This window comes from Halobacterium wangiae, assembly GCF_021249345.1.
In the GTDB taxonomy this organism is placed as follows: Archaea; Halobacteriota; Halobacteria; order Halobacteriales; family Halobacteriaceae; genus Halobacterium; species Halobacterium wangiae.
Genome location: NZ_CP089588.1, coordinates 230,943 through 246,032 on the forward strand (window position 1 = coordinate 230,943; position 15,090 = coordinate 246,032).

Below are 15,090 nucleotides of genomic sequence, written 5' to 3' on the forward strand. Positions count from 1 at the left end.
GCGGTTCATACTCGTACTGACAGTTGTTCGACGAGGGTGGTAAATTCTTGTGTCGGACGACCCGGTCGGGTCTCCGGCGAGAAGCGGAACGCCGCTCCCTCTTCTTCGTTCAGCCCGACTTTGCGACCGTCCTGGTCGTCGTGATCTTCCACCTGCGTCGTCGCTGTCGCCTGTGCCGAGGAACGAGACGAGAGTCCTAGAATCTATCCCGCACCACAGCCATCCGCGGGGGTCGAGAGACAGATTCCGGTCTTCTCCGAGAAGTTAGTAGGCGTTTCGCGAGATTGCCGATTATCATAGGGCGGCCGGTAGAGACGGGGCTATCATCGTCGCCGGTCCCCCTTTCGCTACTTAGCCGATAAAATGTGTGATGGCTGCCCCCCTAACGATCCTCCTCGTCGAGGACCATCCGGGAGACGTGCGCCTCGTCGAAGAGGCGTTCGCCGAATCTGACCTCCACATCGACCTCCACGCCGTCACTGACGGGGAAGCTGCCCTGGAGTTCATCGACCGTGACGGTGAGTACGTGAACGCACCCCGTCCAGATGTCGCGTTCCTGGATCTCGTGATGCCGGCGCCCGATGGAGAGGACCTCCTCCACGCGATCAAACACCATCCCGAACTCGGCCACGTCCCAGTGATCATCCTCACCGGTATGGACGAGGAGTACGTCGAATCCCAGGACCTCGACCACGACGCAGACGAGGATGGAGTCCTCCAGAAGCCGTTCGATATAGAGGAGTTTCGCGACCTGCTCGCGGAGTTCGAGGGCGTAGCACTCCCGATCGCCCGAGCCGGGGACTGAGCACGAGGGAGCGCTGTCGCTCACTCCAGCATTCCACGACACTCGTTGTCGCTCAGTATAGCGGATCGAAGCAGCGAATCAACCAACTATCTATCCAACTCGTTTCACGAATGGCGTACAGAATAGGAGACCGGGAGACCTGAGTTCGGCAATCTTGTGTGCTGACTTCGAACTGCGAACCGCACGGACGAATCCGGGTTCGATCGGACGGCAGCGTCGGGAACGCCCGTCTACGGCCGCTGGTCCACTCGTTCGAGGAAGGTCAAGTCGGGTTCCCCTTTCAAGCCTGCGGCGACCAGCCGCTCTCGCATCTCATCTGATTGAAAGAGGTCCCGGGCGTTCTCCGCGTCGTCCCACTCGAAGAGGACTACCGTCTCGTTCGGATCGTCCACCGACTGAAAGACCTGGAAGCCCTGCTGTCCGTGCTCGGATCGGAAGGAATCGTTGTCCTCGAAGTTCGATTTCCACTCGTCGAAATCTTCCACCTCGGATTTTCCCAAGAGGTATTGCATGTTCTCCACCGACCGAACAGACGCGTGACGAGGACAAAACCGTAGTTCCCAGTTACCTCCATTGTCAGATGCCCCCAGAATAGCGACTGTCAGATACGCGCCCTGTATCCAGCATGGCGCCACCAGAATTATCTGAGCCTGACAGAGTTCACGCCGGTAGGTCCGCAAGCTTGCTTCGCAGCTAGTTCGCAAAACGACCCCGTCGAATAATCCGGTCTTCTCCGAACCCCGCTGTCGCTAAGCAGAGAGGAGAGGGGGCCCCAGATTCAGGCACGCCCGACTACCGAGACGAGCGATGATCGGGCTGCATTTACTATCGATTGACCAGTCCCAGTATCCGGCTTCGAGCGTCATCGGCGGACTCGTACGTCTGGTCGTCAGTCGACGCTAGCACTTCCTCGAGGGACTGCGTCCCGTGCTGAGTCTCGACCTCGTAGTCGCCATAGGCCTCGACCAGTTCGTCGGTCGTGGTCGGATAGTCCTGGCTCTCGAGTGCTTCATCGAGCTCGTTGAGTCGCCCACCAGGGTCGCCCGACATCGCCTGGTCCTCTCGGGCACGGTCACGTACTTCCTCTCGCTCCCGTTCTGGCTGGCGTCGCTCTTCGTCCGCCTCGTTCTCGCCTCGGCGTTGGTTGTCATCTGGCACGGGTTCCACTAGACGATTGATTCAGAAAACGGTGTGGTCGGTCACTCTTCGTGCCGCCTTCCGGGGGTCGCTGTAATCTGGCGACGGCAGGCAACTACCGGGGCTTATAGTGGTAACAGGGGGTTTCCCGTTGACGGTCCAAACAGCGTGCGTGAGAGATACTCAGGAGTTCTTCTACGAACCCGGCGAGGATGAACCGCTAAGCACAGCAGTCGTCACGGCGGTTGCAGAGGCACACCACGAAGATGTACTCGAGCAAGAGTGGGTCATCAGTAACGATATCAACGCAGACGCACTCGACGGGCTCTTCCAAGAGAACAATCTCAAGATGACCCTCCAGTTCGAGGCGGATTCGACGACCGCGACTATCGTTGCCGACAAGAACGGAGATCCAGTCGTCAAAATCGAGTCGCACCGGTAAGCATAATTCTGCTACTGGCCGTCTCGGGAACTGTCCGAGAGAATCCGTTCGACGACACTCGCCCGTTCACTGTGTGATCCCGCTCTCGTATTCTGTTCGACGTGCTAACACGGTCGTGAGCGTATTCGCGGAGATGGATCTCTCCCCCGACGCCTTCGCGTTGGCGAAGACCCTCGAGGAACTCCCCGAGGCCGAACGCGCTGCGCTTCTCGGTGTCCGTGGCGGTGTTCGGGAACCCCGCTGCTGCTTCTTCGTTGAGCCAGACATTTCGACCGTCCTGGTCGTCGTGATCTCCCCTCTGCATCGTCGCTGTCGCCTATTCCGAGAGATGCGACGAATATCCTAGAATCTTTCCCTCAACCGGGTCGCTTCGAGGGTGAAGTAAGCGGTTTCTGTCGGAGATTCCAGTCTTCTCCGACACCAGTTTAGGTGTCGCGGTTGCCGGGGTACCGCGACAGGAAAATGACGCACTTTCAGTGGATATGCGACGCTACGAAACGCTTTCCGCTGCTGACCATGTAGCACAGGTATGTCCACGAGCATTACGACACCCGATGCAGATGAGACGTGTGCGTACTGTGATTCGCGTATCTTTGACCACGACCCGATCTGCGTTCGTGATTGCGACGACGGCTGTGGGTCGCCTGCGTACTTCTGCAATTACGCGTGTCTCTCAGCGTACATCGAGGAGAATGGCCTGACGACAGGTGACGCGTGCAAGTGGAATCCCGACGAAACCGGCTGTTGCTAACCGACGATGTTGGCAGATTCGCAACCCTGGTTAACAGCCATTTTAGGAGCTGGCCCTGTCGAATATTCAGTGATTCTGCGACACGGAACCGAACGGCCTCCGCCTGAGTTTCAACCCTAGTTCATGGAATCATGCTGCCCGGGAAGAATATTAGTAGATGAATTTCAATAGCGCTGACGCATGGCAGAACTCGAACCCAAGCTGAAGTGGGCGATTCTCGGCGTTCCGACCGTGGTTTTCCTCCTCATGGGCGTGATGTGGAAGACCAGTGGAGATGTACCGGTGAGCTGGAACGGGGTTCTCCTATTGGCGCCCCTCGGGTTCGGCATCGGGTGGATGATACTGAACGTCTACACCGTCGCCGACAACGTATAGCAGCGATATTCTCGGCCACAGCTAGCTGCCAGTACAACCGTACAGATACCGTTATCCAGGGAACGACAGCCCCGGTTTCGGGGATTCAACGAAAAGTTGGGTGGATTATATAAATTTATAACTGCGGCACAGTGTTCGCCAGTATGAAACGTCGACACGTGCTCCGTGTTAGCGGAGTACTCACTACAGGAGCAGTCGCAGGTTGTCTCGGCAACAACGGGGGAGGCGGGGCCAGCGAGATGGGGTCGCAGGACGGAGCAGAGTTCGAGGTCCGGATCGAGTCGTTCGACCAGGAGGTAGAGCAGGGCGAGGAGACGTCGGTTTACTTCTCCGTGGAGAATTCAGGGGAGCTATCTGGGACCCAGACGGTCACATTCGAAGTCGACGGTTCGGACCACGACGTCCTCGAGGCTGTCCAGCTCGAGGGAGGGGAGTCGATCAACGACAAATTCACCTACAGTACCGGGTCTGGCGATCCTCCCGAGGTCGAGTTGACCATCGCCACGAACGATGAATCGACTACCCGTACGGTGACCGTAATCCCTCGTCCTCCGGTCGAGGATATCGACATCGAGATCGCGGACGTCCGTGACATCAGCACTGGTCTCACGAGTGCGACCATTCCGGTTTACCTGGAAATCGAGAACTCCAATCCGGACCGGGAGATCCCGTCACCCACGGTTGAGTACACTGGGTTCATCAATGGCGAACAGGTCGGTTCAGACCAGAAGGTCATCCCCACCATCGAGCCCGGGGCTGCTCTGACGAAGGAGTTTGGATTCACGGTGAACTACTCGAAGTTGGGCAGTGCCGTCGTTTCGGCGATCAAAGATGGGACGTTCACGTTCAGGATTACCGGAGCGATCGAATCAGACGGTACAAGAGTCGAATTCGGGGAATCGTACGAGTACTGAAGAACGGGAGCGCTAGTGAGCGCGACATGATCATTTCCTAGGAAGTCCGCGATAACGTACGCGGCTCTCCTGTCTCGCGGTTTTTGGTTTCTGAAGTAAGGGTATGGGGCCGGAGGGCGCACAGTCGATGGTCGGGCGTTGCGACTCGGGACGGAACGGCGTTATTCTGAATCATTGTCTGAGGCGCTGAGAATGTCGAGGTCGTTCGTTTCGGGGCGTCGGCGGGCCAGTTCGTCGTCCAAATCGGCCTTATCGTAGTAGCGCCGGATCGTCTCCGGACTCGACGCCACCCGCTCCGCGACTTTGACGTAGGAGAGTCCCCGGTTCAGCTGCCAGGTGATACTCCCCGTCCGAATCGCGTGCGGGGCGCGGCTACTCGGACACTTCGACGCGTGGCTCTTCTCCGTGTAATGGCAGGTCGCGCGCTCCCGATTATGCGGGCACGCGGTCGCAACACAGGGTTGTGTCGCCTGATATGCCCACGTCTGAAGCGTCGACTCCGCCGGTCGGCCAAAACGCGTCGTCAACAGTGGCGTCCGTCCGTTTTCGTCCCGTTTCTCAGCGCGCTCTCGTTCGATGTAGAAGTCCAGGGCGTCCGCCGTCGCGTCCGTCAGCGCGACGTTTCGCTCGTGCTCGCTCCCGTCCTTCAGGCGCGTGGGTGGACGGTGACGGAACCGGATGACGCGGTCCCCGTCGTCGTAGTCGCCCAGGTCCAGCGCCCGGAAACAGGAGATTCGGCCGCCGATGTGCCACATGAGTTCGAGAACGACGTGGTGAATCGTCCCGTAGTCCCGCGTGCTCTCCCGGAAGTGCTCCAGGAGCCGGCGCGCGTCGACGGCCTCCAGGCGCTTGTCGCTCGTCTGCTCGTCCTTCGAGAGTTTCGGGAGTTCAATCCGCTCCGGGAGATCGTCGTCGACGACGTCCAGGCGGACACAGTATTTCGCGAGTTCCTGGAGGGAGACAAGCTTGCCCTTCACCGTCGCGGGGGCGTCTCCGCGCTCGTCCAGGAACCGCTCGTATTCGTCGATAATCCAGCCGTCCAGGTCGCGCATGACGTCAACGTCGTCCCGGTCGTGAGCCCACCGAACGAACTGCCGGAGGCGATTCGCGTAACTCCGAACTGTCTTGTCCGTATTCTTGTTCTGGCGCTTCGCCAGGAATCGCTCGGCGGCCTCACGGGGAGTTAGGTCGCGCTGGCGGTCGTCACTCATCGCGTATCGCCTCCCGCGGTCGCGCTCACCTCCCGGACGACCTCCGCGTTTAGGCGGTCCTCGCAATCGTCGCACGCGTTGACCTTCCCGTCGGGGTCCCGCACGACGAGTTCCCGAACGGTCGCGTCAGTACGTCCACAGCCGTCGCACTCGCGGGGGTCGGGGCTCATCCGGACACCTCCGCGGTCTCGTCGGCCAGCTGCTGGCCGCCGTCGGTCAGCCCGTAGAAGCGGCCCTTCGAGCGCTCCTCGGGGACGAGCAGTTCGACCACGTCGCGCTCGCGGAGTTCTCCGAGCGTCCGGGAGACGTGCGTGACCGCGAGGTCGGCCCGGTCACTGATCGTCGTCGGCGTCGCCGGCCCGCCGACGTCGAGGGCGGCGACCACGGCACACCGGTATTCGGAGGCCGCGACGAACCCGAGGGCGTCCCAGTCGACGCCGCCCTCGAACGCCCCTACCCGGGCCACGTTCAGAACGAGGCCGACTCGAAGTGGCCCATCGTCTTCTCGATGCTCGTCGAACAGCAACAGGAGATCGCGAAACTCCGCGGCGAACTCGTCGAAGCCCGCCAGAACGGGGAGCCATCGGCTTCGGAGTCGGAGGCGCGGGCATAAGTTGAATTCCAGGACTTTGGTGATGCCTGGTTGCTGATCTAAGGCGGGGCCAGTTCTATCGCCAGACGAAGAATCGCTAAAACGAGGTAAACCTGAGAGAGGAGTCGAGGTTGGCTTACTTAGGTCGGAGACAGAGGATAGAGACTACTGTGAGTTCTCCTCGATGACCATCTGATTCAATTCGTCCGCGAACCGGTCGATTTTCCGGAGGTGACGAACGAGATAGTGCTGACGATCGCCAACGTCAAGAGTGATATTCCCTAGACCGAAAAGGCGGAGATAGAACGGGCGGTGGGTCCGCAGGGATTTCACCTTCTGAAGCGGGAGGCGGTTCGTGTTCGAACCGAGGAACCGGGTCTCAATTACGAGCTGTTCGTCGGTGAGATGGTAGCTCGTAAGCGTGTTCTTCCAATACGTCCACAGGCCGGTAGTGAACAGTGACCCGCCAGCGAAGAGGGAGACGGTCGGATAGACGTAGGGGACACGGGTGTAGAATAACCAGTATGCTGCAAGCGCGAGGAAAAACAGTCCAACAACCGACTTGGCGCGGGCAAAGGGGGTTACGGGATGGTCGCTTTCGATGTGGTTCTCAAAGGTCCCAGTTCTGAACTCGTCTGCGCCCACGACGTGGACGTAACAACCAATAAGGAAAATCCCGACACCAACTGTCAGTGCGGTAGCTGCTATCTGGTTGGGGACTGCGGTGGATAGTGTCCCGGTGTGTCCAGCCAGCCCAAACGCGACAAAGGGACTGGCGACGATACTGCTCCAAACTGCGGGCATTCCTCGTGTCATATGTATTGATGTGGTTTGCTCGATTTACTCGTACTTGAAGCGCTGATAGAGGAGGCTTCCAACACTGACTGCGAACCCGATTACTGTCAGGCCCCAAGGTGTCAATGATTCCTTAAGAACACTGTCGCCGCGAGTGAAGAAACCCCGGTTTGACGTATCGGAATCGGGAGTTGTCTTACTCTCCGTGGGATCTGGTGTCGGTGTTGATTCCCCCTTGCTCATCGTTGTGGGGGTCTCGGTGGTGGTTGCTGAGGATTCAGTACTGGTAGCCGTTTCAGTAGTGGTGCTGGTAGTGGTTTGCGGAGATTCAGCGACCCTACGAATCGCAGAGAGGGACTCTGTCTGGGTGTCTGCGACGAATGCGTGGGTATCACTCAACGCAGGGGTAGAAATGGTCTCGTCATCCCCTTCACCAACCTTGTAGCGCCAATTGGTAACACCGGTAGCCAGCTTGATACCTGACACAACCAGGGTTTCACTGTCGTCCAGACCAGCGACTACGAGTTCGTTGTTCTGGATAGCGATATCTCGGTCTGGATTGATGCCTAAAGAGTACTGGCGCCGACCTGTATCCGCAGAGAATACGTGAACCCTCGAAGCGGCGGCAACGACGTAGTTTCCCGATGCTGCAGTGGCAGTAATACCATGGTCATCAAGCTTATTTTTCCAGGTCACAGTACCGTCAGCCACCTCCACACGAGCCAGGCGTCCCCATTGACTGCCAACGTACACTGCCCCATCTTCGCTGCTTATCCCAGTGGTGGAGGCCTCATGGTCCCAGTCACCCAAATCAACGCTCCACTCTTTAGCTCCCGAATCAAGCCCAACCGCTCGCAGTCCACTACTGCCTTCAGCGAAAACAACAGTATCCTCAGTGACGGCCGCTCGAAGCGGCACATACGTATCATTGCCCTCCTTGGTAGGCCACTGGGAACCGCCAGAGTCGAGGTCGAGGGCCCCGATTTTTCCGTCAAGTCCAAAGAGAAGCTTGTCCCCAACTATTTGGAGGCTGGTTACGTTCCCCGATACAGAACGAGTCCAGAGCTCCTTACCATCAGAGGGGTCAAATGCGAAGACGCTCCCACTTTCTGTTCCGACAACTACTGCGGAATCAGAGGCATCAATCGCGTATGCCGGAACGACCCCATTAGTTCCGGCCATCCATTCGTCTTCACCACTCTGCGCGTCACAACAGAGCAAGGAGCCAGAATTGTCGGCAAAGTATACCTTCCCGTTCTGAGCTACCGGATCAGAACCGAAGGTTGTGTTCTTTCTGGACCAGTCAGCTGTGCCTGGCTCGGCCGGGTTATTCCGGTTGCTGGCTGATGAAAGACGCGTACTCACCGTAGTGGCAACTATTCCCGAAGCGGTTGCAAGGACGGTGCGTCGTGAAAGGGTATGCTTAGTCATGGTGTTACAGTTAAGTCCCAAATTCAGACAGTTTGGTCTGGACTGACAGCTGGCTCAAACCCGAGTGAGTATTCCAAATCGGATACTCAGAGGAATTGAACTCAGCCAAGTCCCGCTCTAACCTCTGAATGTGACTATTGAGTTCCGACTTGGACAAGGTCTGGAGCCACGGGAACCGGTCCGAAGGCGGAGCCACAGGACCACCCTCTTCAGGATGGCTCCGTGAAGCCCTGATCAGTTCCTCCTTTGCGGCTCGGAGCTCGGCTTTAAGCTTTGTTTCGGTGGACATTGTATTTCCCAACGCTGTTCTCAACTCCGCCCGCTTCGCAATGGGATTGCCGCCATCAGTCGCGCGGACAGATCAGAACAGCGATGGAGCCACCGGAGTGACAACCATATGACCTACAACTGGTAATCGAATGATAATAAAAATACCGAAGTGGGCATGCTGTGGATCTATCACTTTAGAAGATTTCCGAGAGAAGAGGTCTTCCTCAAGACCATTGAACTCCACCAATAGCAAGGCGCGGCAATAACAGATTTATAGGGCCATACGTAGACCGACACCTATTCGGGCTTCTTCTCAGAACTCACGGCCGACGAAGAAATGACCTCGAACAGAGAGGAGTGCCTCGACGCCCTTCAGGAGGCGGTCGACGAACTCGGCCACGCCCCCACCGTCGAGGAGTACAAGACCCTCGACATTTCGCCCTCCTACAACACCATCGCGCTCCACTGTGGCGGCTGGACGGCCGCCATCGAGGAACTTGGCGAAGAACCCAGTACCGGCAGTCAGTACACGGAGCAGGACTGTCTCGACGCTCTCCAGGAGGCCGCCGACCAGCTCGGTGAGGAACCGTCGATGTGGCAGTACGACCGCCTCGATCTCCGCCCGTCGTCAAGCACGATTACGCACACCTTCGGGACGTGGAACGAAGCGAAGGTGGAAGCAGGTGTCCGTCCCGAAGACTGAGCAAGAGTGGCGACACTACTCTCCTTACCCGTGGCGGTAGTGCTTCCCTCGCCCAACCCCGTCTGAATAGACGAGTTCGTACTCGCTGAGCCGCCCCAGATACTTCCGCCGCGTCGACCGCGCGACGGGGTCCTGGGCGCGATCTTCGTACCGCGCGTGGAGTGTCCCGGCGTCCAGCTCGCCCGCCTCCCGGACGATCTCGTAGAGCAGGCGCTTGTCCGTATCCAACTCCCGAACACGATGCGCTCGCATATCTGCCCGGGCGTCCACCTCGACGTCGGCCACGAGCGCCTGCGTGATCTCCTCTCGCCCATCCGCAACCGCCTGCTCGACCGCGCTTCGCAACAACGCGATGCCCGCTCGGGCGTCCCCGGCGGCCAGGTCCGCAATGTGCTCGAGAGCCTCCTCGCGAATCACGCCCGGCCGCAACCCCGCATTCACGCGGCCCTGAAGGATAGCCGTCATCTCCGCCACCGTGTAGCGGTCTAGGTGGACCTTCCGCGCGCCGCCGAAGCGACTCTGGAGCTGCTGATCGAACTCCGCGAACAGCGCCTCCTCGTCGAGACACACCAGCAACAGCGTCACGTTCGGTTCCTCCCAGAGTGCCTGGAGGGTACTGTAATCCTCGAGGACATGGACCTCGTCGACGATCGCGATGAACTGCCCGTCGATGTCCCCGATGCGGTCGAGGAATCGCGACGCGTGCGAGCCCTCCTTGCGAATGTCGTAGGCCACCTCCGCGTCTCGAGCGAGCGCGTATAATGCGTCCGCCCGCGTGCTGTTCGACATCGCGTTCACGTAGGCGGTGGTGGTGTCGAGGTTCTCCTGCTGGAGCAGGTCGACCACGTAGTGGGCGATCGTCGTCTTCCCCGTGCCACTCGGCCCGAAGATGAACGCGTCCTCGCCAGCGAAGCCGTCCGCAACGGGGCGCAGCGTCGTCGTGAGCGCGTCGATCTCGCCTTCGCGGTGGTGGAGTTCCTGGGGGACGAAGTCCGGTTGAAGTGCGCGAGCGTCAGTGATCATGCTGACTGGGTGAATCGACCCGTCAAATGAAGGTGTCCCTCTATGAAGGAGTGGAGAAGAGGGTTGTTGAAGGGGATGTCCTTGAGACTATTCTCATCGTTGAGTATGTGAGGGGTAGAGTTAAAGACCCACAAGAGGAGGGGTAGTTGTCTTCGAGTATGAAATCCAACATCAACGAACGAGTATTACTGAAACAAACCCTGGATGAGGTCTTTGAGGACCACTCAAGTCCTTCGAATCTCTTGGACCGTCTCTATCAGAACGAGAAGGACAGCCTGCCAGAGGGCTTTCTGGATAAAGCAAACCCGCGAGAACCAGATGACATTCTAGTTATCCGCGGCACAAAGAGTCGGTTTGACCGCCGGACGTGGAAAGAGGACTTGCAGTTGACTGATGAAGCCTTCCATCAGGAGGATTTCGCAGACCCTCCTGATGGAGAGGTATCCCTCCCTGAGTTCAAAGATCTCCTATCAGATGACCACCAGAGTATTGTCTCCCATGAGTACGGTGACTGTCCCGCCTGTGAAGGAGCTCCTGAGAAACACTGCAATTCCTGCGATGGAGACGGCGTAGTTACTTGTGAAGCGTGTACTGGCAATGGAACCATTGACTGCAGCGAATGTGGGGGGGCTGGCAGCCAAGATTGTCCGGGTTGCCAGGGTACAGGGAAAAACACCTGTGCGTCATGTGATGGTGACGGCGAACGACTCGTTGAGTCAAGCTGTCCAAACTGCTCAGATGGGACTATCCGGACGAAGGAGACATGTGCCCAGTGCCAAGGAGACGGAACAGTACTCAAGCAGGGGGAAGAGATTTCATGTCCGCGGTGTTCTAACGGGTGGTTTTCGACGAGTGGAGTTGTTGCCGTAGAAAACGTTTGTCCGGAGTGTAGTGGTCGGGGGGCAATACGTAGACGTACTACCTGTTCTGACTGCGCGGGGAGTGGAAGCTTAGGATGCAACCGGTGCGAATCCTTGGGAACGATCGGCTGTGAGGAGTGCGGAGAGACGGGAGCAGTTTCCTGCGGGCAATGTAATGGGCAGGGGAGGTGTGCTTGTGAGGACTGCCAAGACGGCACGATTGAGTGTTCCCTGTGCGAGGGGACTAGCGAAATACACAGTCTCGTTGTCCGACACACGAAGATTGCAGCCAAACCGTCGGACGTCAAGGTCGGAAACTTACCCCACGGAATCTCCAACCCTGATTGGGAGAGCATCGAACCACTTTATCTCGAATACGAAACGAAAAACGGGGCGACAGTACCTGTAGAACCCGAAAGTATCGACTTAGACTCAATCGAGGATGGTTCATACGTTCGTATTGATATCCGGTATGCAGCAATACGGCAGGTAAAATATGATCACAGCGAGCGGAATTTCAGGGTGATGGAAATGGGCGGCACCCTCTATTATGATCGTATCCCGGAACGAAAGGGGCTGATTGGTCGCATCAAAGGTTGGCTCTAACTAGCGTACGTAGAGTCTGGAATCAGTGGGTATTCGACCACTTTGCGGGTTAGCTATCAGGCGAATACCCCTCGTCTCTGAAAGTCTGATTTTCTGGTTTGTGCTCCCGCATCCAAGCAGTCGTATCGGATGGCATGCCTGCAATCCGCCACTGGATGAATGTCTGGTGTCCTAACCTTGGGCCAAGGTGCTCAAGCATCTCCTCATATGTTGATTTGTGCAACTTCAGCGTGTCCCTCGCCTCAAGCAACGCACGTGCCTTTGACCGAGCACGGGACTCCTCACCATGGCCTTCGGTCGCTAATAACCTATCTTTGAAGGCCTGCGATATTTGCTCTGTTGAACACTCTGCTTTGCGCTCAAGACCCAGAACGTCGTAGTACGTGATCGCATTGGGGAACTCCGGGATATTTGCTAATTCAGTAGATGGAGATTCCTCTGGACTAGGGGCGTCTGGATCCCACGCATCGTCATCCGAATACGGATTAGGGACATCGTCCATTTCTGGCTAAGTGCTACAAACCTGAGGATAGAGATTAAGGTTTCCCAGGATTGGAGGGGGAGCCACTATAACGACGCGTCTACGGTAGAACTCCTTTATCGTTGATTGTACCCCGTACCCCAGAGAACTACCATCTCAATCACCTGTTTTGATACACAGACGAGGTCACACGCGAACGCGGGCTAATTCGCGATAGTGGCCACGGCCACCCTGCGAGCGGTGGCCACAATTTCACGCTTCTACTCCACGTGCGACCGCGCGACCACCCGGAACGATCGCTCACGCTGACGCTTGCTTGACGCTGAGGACGACTACGCCCCCTCTCGGAATCCTTCGGTTATACAAACCGCCCCAATGGAGAGCCCTTGAAGCGATTGACTGGTTAGATCGCCTTACTTCAATCCCGGGACTGTGAATGAGAAGGGGCCCAGGTGAATTTTCGTCTGGTGGTCCATATTCTCTAATTGGGAAATTAGTTCCTTAGCGGTATCCTCAATTTCTTCAAGGCCATTTTCCAAGGTCTCCAATGCGCTATCACGCATATCTTCAGCATCTGCTCGTTGCGACTCATAATGCTCAATGTCGTATTCTAACCCGTCTCTTTGCTCCATCATTTCCGTCATAGCGGGTTCGTCTTCAGCATCTCCGGATAACGTAGAGAGGGAAGTTTCAACTGCATTAAGGTTAGACCGGAGGTCACTGATTCTATCGTCCACTGCAGTAAGATAATCTTCTGTTGTCTGCTGATCCGCCAAATAACTCTCAAGTTTATGCGAGTGCATTGACAAGCCTTCTAATTCTTTAGTCACTTCATCGTCAATATCTGCAGGAGCCTGTTCTGCTAAGCCACTTAACGCTTCGAGCGAGCTTATAATATTTGAAATGTTACTTGGTGGGGAGCCGTCTACCTCTGTGGACTCAGTGTGAGAAACTATGCTTTCCAAAACGCCTATTGCCGTGTCAGTCCACTTCTTCTCATACTGGATTGACTGCCTGTATCTGATAATCTGGAAGGTATATCGTGAGAAGGCCCCGGCCGCAATGCCAACATATGCAATAATAACATAAATCGGGTCTATGGGACTGGAGACTCCAGAGATCCAAGCGAAAAGCTCGCGATTAACGCCTTCAAGAGTCCAACTGATTCTATCCCAGAATAGGTAAAGCCCCATAACGGGGAGCGATGACAGAGCCACGATTATGCTTTTCTCGGCGGTAGCTGTCAGCTTCTGTTCTGGGTTTTCAACTGATTTCACACCCCGTCGAATGCCTAGGTATGCAACCGGGAGAATGCTGAACAGGCCTAAGAATACGCTAATCAATCCAACCTTTAGGAAAACAGAAGCAGTACTCAAGAAAATCTCGGCGGTGAAAAAGAGCGCGCCTCCTGTCAGGAATAGCAGAGACACTTCCACAAATCGATATTCCATATGGAAATCAGAAATCCTCTCATCGCCAGTATTCTGGAACTGCTGAATTGCTTGAAGAAGAATTGCTACCGCCGGAAGAGCAAGCGCAACTATTTGAAGTAATGTAACTGGCGAGGGAGCTGGCATACACTCAGAAACAGTAGTAGCATGCCTTCAATCGTTCGTATTCCAATTAAAAAAATAGGAGTTATATCTTGAATTCAGTCGACATCTGGAACCTCTACATCCAAGTCGGTGAGTTCAGCAAGCTGCTCAAGGCCATATCCCAATCGTGAAACCTTTTTCTTGAATTCCCGCCTCTCATTTAGATAGAAATCCTTCTTGGAATCGTGATAGTCCTCTATGACTCCGTTCATCGCCCTTCCAAACATAACCTCACGATGTTCGATCTCCCGAATTCGAGTTAGAACACGGGATATTGTGTCCCTGACCTCCTCGTCTCCGTAGAGGTGGTCTGCATTCCGAAGCACCTCCCGGATCCCGTCAGTGTTTACGACATGGAAGTCAGGGGGTGAGTGTCCATGAACGTGGGTGATATCTGGCCTGCCTTGGGTGACCGCATCACCGAATCGGTTAATCTCTAGCTCCAGTTGTCGAATGGTCTGTTGCTTTCGGTCACTTTCGATGAATAAGGACTCCATTTGTTCGCGGCTCATCGGCTCTTTCCGGTCATTCACTCGGACATAAATCGAGCCGTCGCTACACCGGACGGGTTTCCGGGTCGCTTCCTCAATCTTTACTGCAAATAGAATCCGGTCCACCGAATCCGAGGGAGTCTCAATCCGAGAGGACGTCTCTACAGGGATAATCGGGGTTGTATTCTGAAGTAGTCGAGTGACAGATTGTTCTACCTCGTGCTCTGGTGGCTCAAACGGGTACAGATCTCCGTCGTCGTTAATCCCGAAGATGAGGACTCCTCCGCTCGCGTTAGCGAACGCACAGAGTTCCCGTTCCAGTTTGATTTGCCATTGCTCTGAATCCTCGTTCTCATCGGCATGCAATTTCTCCTTATATTCGAGATACTGGCCCTCAGAACGGTCTGAAATCCTCTCTACTGTCTCCCAGTCCCAGTCTGTGACTGGCGTCTGAAATGGTAAGTCCATAGAATATCCGAGACACCGGCCTGTAAAATTGCTTTGTACTGGCTGAACCTCGCGGAATCCTTCGGTTTTATAGCCGGCTCCTGTCGGCTCGCGACAGGGGTTGGTCATATCCGGTCCGTCACTGCAAATTCGCTAATCCC

General features: G+C 56.4%; 18 protein-coding genes and 1 pseudogene. 8 read left to right on the forward strand and 11 right to left on the reverse strand.

From position 1 onward, the window contains the following. Positions 1-370: 370 nt before the first annotated feature. Entirely contained in the window at positions 371-805 is a 435-nt protein-coding gene (locus LT965_RS01170) for a response regulator (protein ID WP_232702186.1), read from the forward strand. Positions 806-1,035: 230 nt separating this feature from the next. Here LT965_RS01170 and LT965_RS01175 read toward each other — a convergent pair whose 3' ends face one another. Next, positions 1,036-1,317, reverse strand: a complete 282-nt coding sequence (locus LT965_RS01175; RefSeq protein WP_232703603.1) for an antibiotic biosynthesis monooxygenase — start codon at positions 1,315-1,317, stop codon at positions 1,036-1,038. Positions 1,318-1,630: 313 nt separating this feature from the next. Continuing rightward, the gene (locus LT965_RS16620) at positions 1,631-1,963 is read right to left on the reverse strand and encodes a DUF5789 family protein (protein ID WP_349292047.1); all 333 of its coding nucleotides are present in this window, start codon (positions 1,961-1,963) and stop codon (positions 1,631-1,633) included. 151 nt (positions 1,964-2,114) lie between these two features. On the opposite strand from LT965_RS16620, the gene LT965_RS01185 reads away from it, so the two are divergent. From LT965_RS01185 to LT965_RS01200, 4 genes are all read left to right on the forward strand, one after another. Next, entirely contained in the window at positions 2,115-2,384 is a 270-nt protein-coding gene (locus LT965_RS01185) for a HalOD1 output domain-containing protein (RefSeq protein WP_232702188.1), read from the forward strand. 529 nt (positions 2,385-2,913) lie between these two features. Beyond that, entirely contained in the window at positions 2,914-3,135 is a 222-nt protein-coding gene (locus LT965_RS01190; RefSeq protein WP_232702189.1) for a hypothetical protein, read from the forward strand. Positions 3,136-3,315: 180 nt separating this feature from the next. Beyond that, positions 3,316-3,510, forward strand: coding sequence for a hypothetical protein (locus LT965_RS01195; RefSeq protein ID WP_232702190.1), 195 nt, complete (start codon positions 3,316-3,318; stop codon positions 3,508-3,510). Between the two features lie 143 nt (positions 3,511-3,653). Beyond that, positions 3,654-4,424 (forward strand): CARDB domain-containing protein, encoded by a 771-nt coding sequence (locus LT965_RS01200; protein ID WP_232702191.1) that lies wholly within the window; start codon positions 3,654-3,656, stop codon positions 4,422-4,424. Positions 4,425-4,585: 161 nt separating this feature from the next. Here the strand turns inward: LT965_RS01200 and LT965_RS01205 are convergent, their stop codons facing one another. The 3 genes from LT965_RS01205 to LT965_RS01215 are packed head-to-tail and all read right to left on the reverse strand — an operon-like array spanning position 4,586 to position 6,101. Beyond that, positions 4,586-5,635 carry a tyrosine-type recombinase/integrase gene (locus LT965_RS01205; protein ID WP_232702192.1) on the reverse strand — a complete coding sequence of 350 codons (1,050 nt, stop codon included), beginning with the start codon at positions 5,633-5,635 and terminating at the stop codon, positions 4,586-4,588. Then, positions 5,632-5,805, reverse strand: a complete 174-nt coding sequence (locus LT965_RS01210) for a hypothetical protein (protein WP_232702193.1) — start codon at positions 5,803-5,805, stop codon at positions 5,632-5,634. The genes LT965_RS01205 and LT965_RS01210 overlap by 4 nt, the downstream gene beginning before the upstream one ends. Then, positions 5,802-6,101: a winged helix-turn-helix domain-containing protein gene (locus LT965_RS01215; protein WP_232702194.1), complete on the reverse strand. Its 300-nt coding sequence runs from the start codon at positions 6,099-6,101 to the stop codon at positions 5,802-5,804. The genes LT965_RS01210 and LT965_RS01215 overlap by 4 nt, the downstream gene beginning before the upstream one ends. A gap of 27 nt (positions 6,102-6,128) precedes the next feature. On the opposite strand from LT965_RS01215, the pseudogene LT965_RS16745 reads away from it, so the two are divergent. Continuing rightward, positions 6,129-6,248, forward strand: a pseudogene (locus tag LT965_RS16745) (hypothetical protein); the annotation flags it as partial. 144 nt (positions 6,249-6,392) lie between these two features. Here LT965_RS16745 and LT965_RS01220 read toward each other — a convergent pair. Together LT965_RS01220 and LT965_RS01225 are read right to left on the reverse strand one after the other, a co-directional pair. After that, complete coding sequence (locus LT965_RS01220) at positions 6,393-7,043, reverse strand: PH domain-containing protein (RefSeq protein WP_232702195.1); 651 nt, start codon at positions 7,041-7,043, stop codon at positions 6,393-6,395. Between the two features lie 24 nt (positions 7,044-7,067). Next, complete coding sequence (locus tag LT965_RS01225; RefSeq protein ID WP_232702196.1) at positions 7,068-8,453, reverse strand: outer membrane protein assembly factor BamB family protein; 1,386 nt, start codon at positions 8,451-8,453, stop codon at positions 7,068-7,070. 607 nt (positions 8,454-9,060) lie between these two features. Between LT965_RS01225 and LT965_RS01230 the strand changes: the two genes are divergently transcribed. Then, a complete protein-coding gene (locus LT965_RS01230) occupies positions 9,061-9,426 on the forward strand; it encodes a homing endonuclease associated repeat-containing protein (RefSeq protein ID WP_232702197.1) in 366 nt (121 codons plus the stop codon). A 24-nt stretch (positions 9,427-9,450) separates the two neighbouring features. Here LT965_RS01230 and LT965_RS01235 read toward each other — a convergent pair whose 3' ends face one another. Beyond that, entirely contained in the window at positions 9,451-10,449 is a 999-nt protein-coding gene (locus tag LT965_RS01235) for a Cdc6/Cdc18 family protein (RefSeq protein ID WP_232702198.1), read from the reverse strand. A gap of 158 nt (positions 10,450-10,607) precedes the next feature. Here LT965_RS01235 and LT965_RS01240 point away from each other — a divergent pair, with 158 nt between their 5' ends. Then, a complete protein-coding gene (locus tag LT965_RS01240; protein WP_232702199.1) occupies positions 10,608-11,915 on the forward strand; it encodes a hypothetical protein in 1,308 nt (435 codons plus the stop codon). Between the two features lie 49 nt (positions 11,916-11,964). Here LT965_RS01240 and LT965_RS01245 read toward each other — a convergent pair whose 3' ends face one another. The 3 genes from LT965_RS01245 to LT965_RS01255 form a co-directional block, all read right to left on the reverse strand. Then, a complete protein-coding gene (locus LT965_RS01245; protein WP_232702200.1) occupies positions 11,965-12,417 on the reverse strand; it encodes a J domain-containing protein in 453 nt (150 codons plus the stop codon). A 392-nt stretch (positions 12,418-12,809) separates the two neighbouring features. Continuing rightward, positions 12,810-13,973, reverse strand: coding sequence for a hypothetical protein (locus tag LT965_RS01250; protein WP_232702201.1), 1,164 nt, complete (start codon positions 13,971-13,973; stop codon positions 12,810-12,812). Between the two features lie 74 nt (positions 13,974-14,047). After that, positions 14,048-15,058, reverse strand: a complete 1,011-nt coding sequence (locus LT965_RS01255; RefSeq protein WP_232702202.1) for an AlbA family DNA-binding domain-containing protein — start codon at positions 15,056-15,058, stop codon at positions 14,048-14,050. Positions 15,059-15,090 lie beyond the last annotated feature (32 nt).

Bases quoted from the DNA above. Each gene is read 5' to 3' on its own strand.
- LT965_RS01170 (WP_232702186.1), top strand. From the start codon at position 371: ATGGCTGCCCCCCTAACGATCCTCCTCGTCGAGGACCATCCGGGAGAC.
- LT965_RS01175 (WP_232703603.1), bottom strand. From the start codon at position 1,317: ATGCAATACCTCTTGGGAAAATCCGAGGTGGAAGATTTCGACGAGTGG.
- LT965_RS01190 (WP_232702189.1), top strand. From the start codon at position 2,914: ATGTCCACGAGCATTACGACACCCGATGCAGATGAGACGTGTGCGTAC.
- LT965_RS01195 (WP_232702190.1), top strand. From the start codon at position 3,316: ATGGCAGAACTCGAACCCAAGCTGAAGTGGGCGATTCTCGGCGTTCCG.
- LT965_RS01200 (WP_232702191.1), top strand. From the start codon at position 3,654: ATGAAACGTCGACACGTGCTCCGTGTTAGCGGAGTACTCACTACAGGA.
- LT965_RS01205 (WP_232702192.1), bottom strand. From the start codon at position 5,635: ATGAGTGACGACCGCCAGCGCGACCTAACTCCCCGTGAGGCCGCCGAG.
- LT965_RS01210 (WP_232702193.1), bottom strand. From the start codon at position 5,805: ATGAGCCCCGACCCCCGCGAGTGCGACGGCTGTGGACGTACTGACGCG.
- LT965_RS01220 (WP_232702195.1), bottom strand. From the start codon at position 7,043: ATGACACGAGGAATGCCCGCAGTTTGGAGCAGTATCGTCGCCAGTCCC.
- LT965_RS01225 (WP_232702196.1), bottom strand. From the start codon at position 8,453: ATGACTAAGCATACCCTTTCACGACGCACCGTCCTTGCAACCGCTTCG.
- LT965_RS01230 (WP_232702197.1), top strand. From the start codon at position 9,061: ATGACCTCGAACAGAGAGGAGTGCCTCGACGCCCTTCAGGAGGCGGTC.
- LT965_RS01235 (WP_232702198.1), bottom strand. From the start codon at position 10,449: ATGATCACTGACGCTCGCGCACTTCAACCGGACTTCGTCCCCCAGGAA.
- LT965_RS01240 (WP_232702199.1), top strand. From the start codon at position 10,608: ATGAAATCCAACATCAACGAACGAGTATTACTGAAACAAACCCTGGAT.
- LT965_RS01245 (WP_232702200.1), bottom strand. From the start codon at position 12,417: ATGGACGATGTCCCTAATCCGTATTCGGATGACGATGCGTGGGATCCA.
- LT965_RS01250 (WP_232702201.1), bottom strand. From the start codon at position 13,973: ATGCCAGCTCCCTCGCCAGTTACATTACTTCAAATAGTTGCGCTTGCT.
- LT965_RS01255 (WP_232702202.1), bottom strand. From the start codon at position 15,058: ATGACCAACCCCTGTCGCGAGCCGACAGGAGCCGGCTATAAAACCGAA.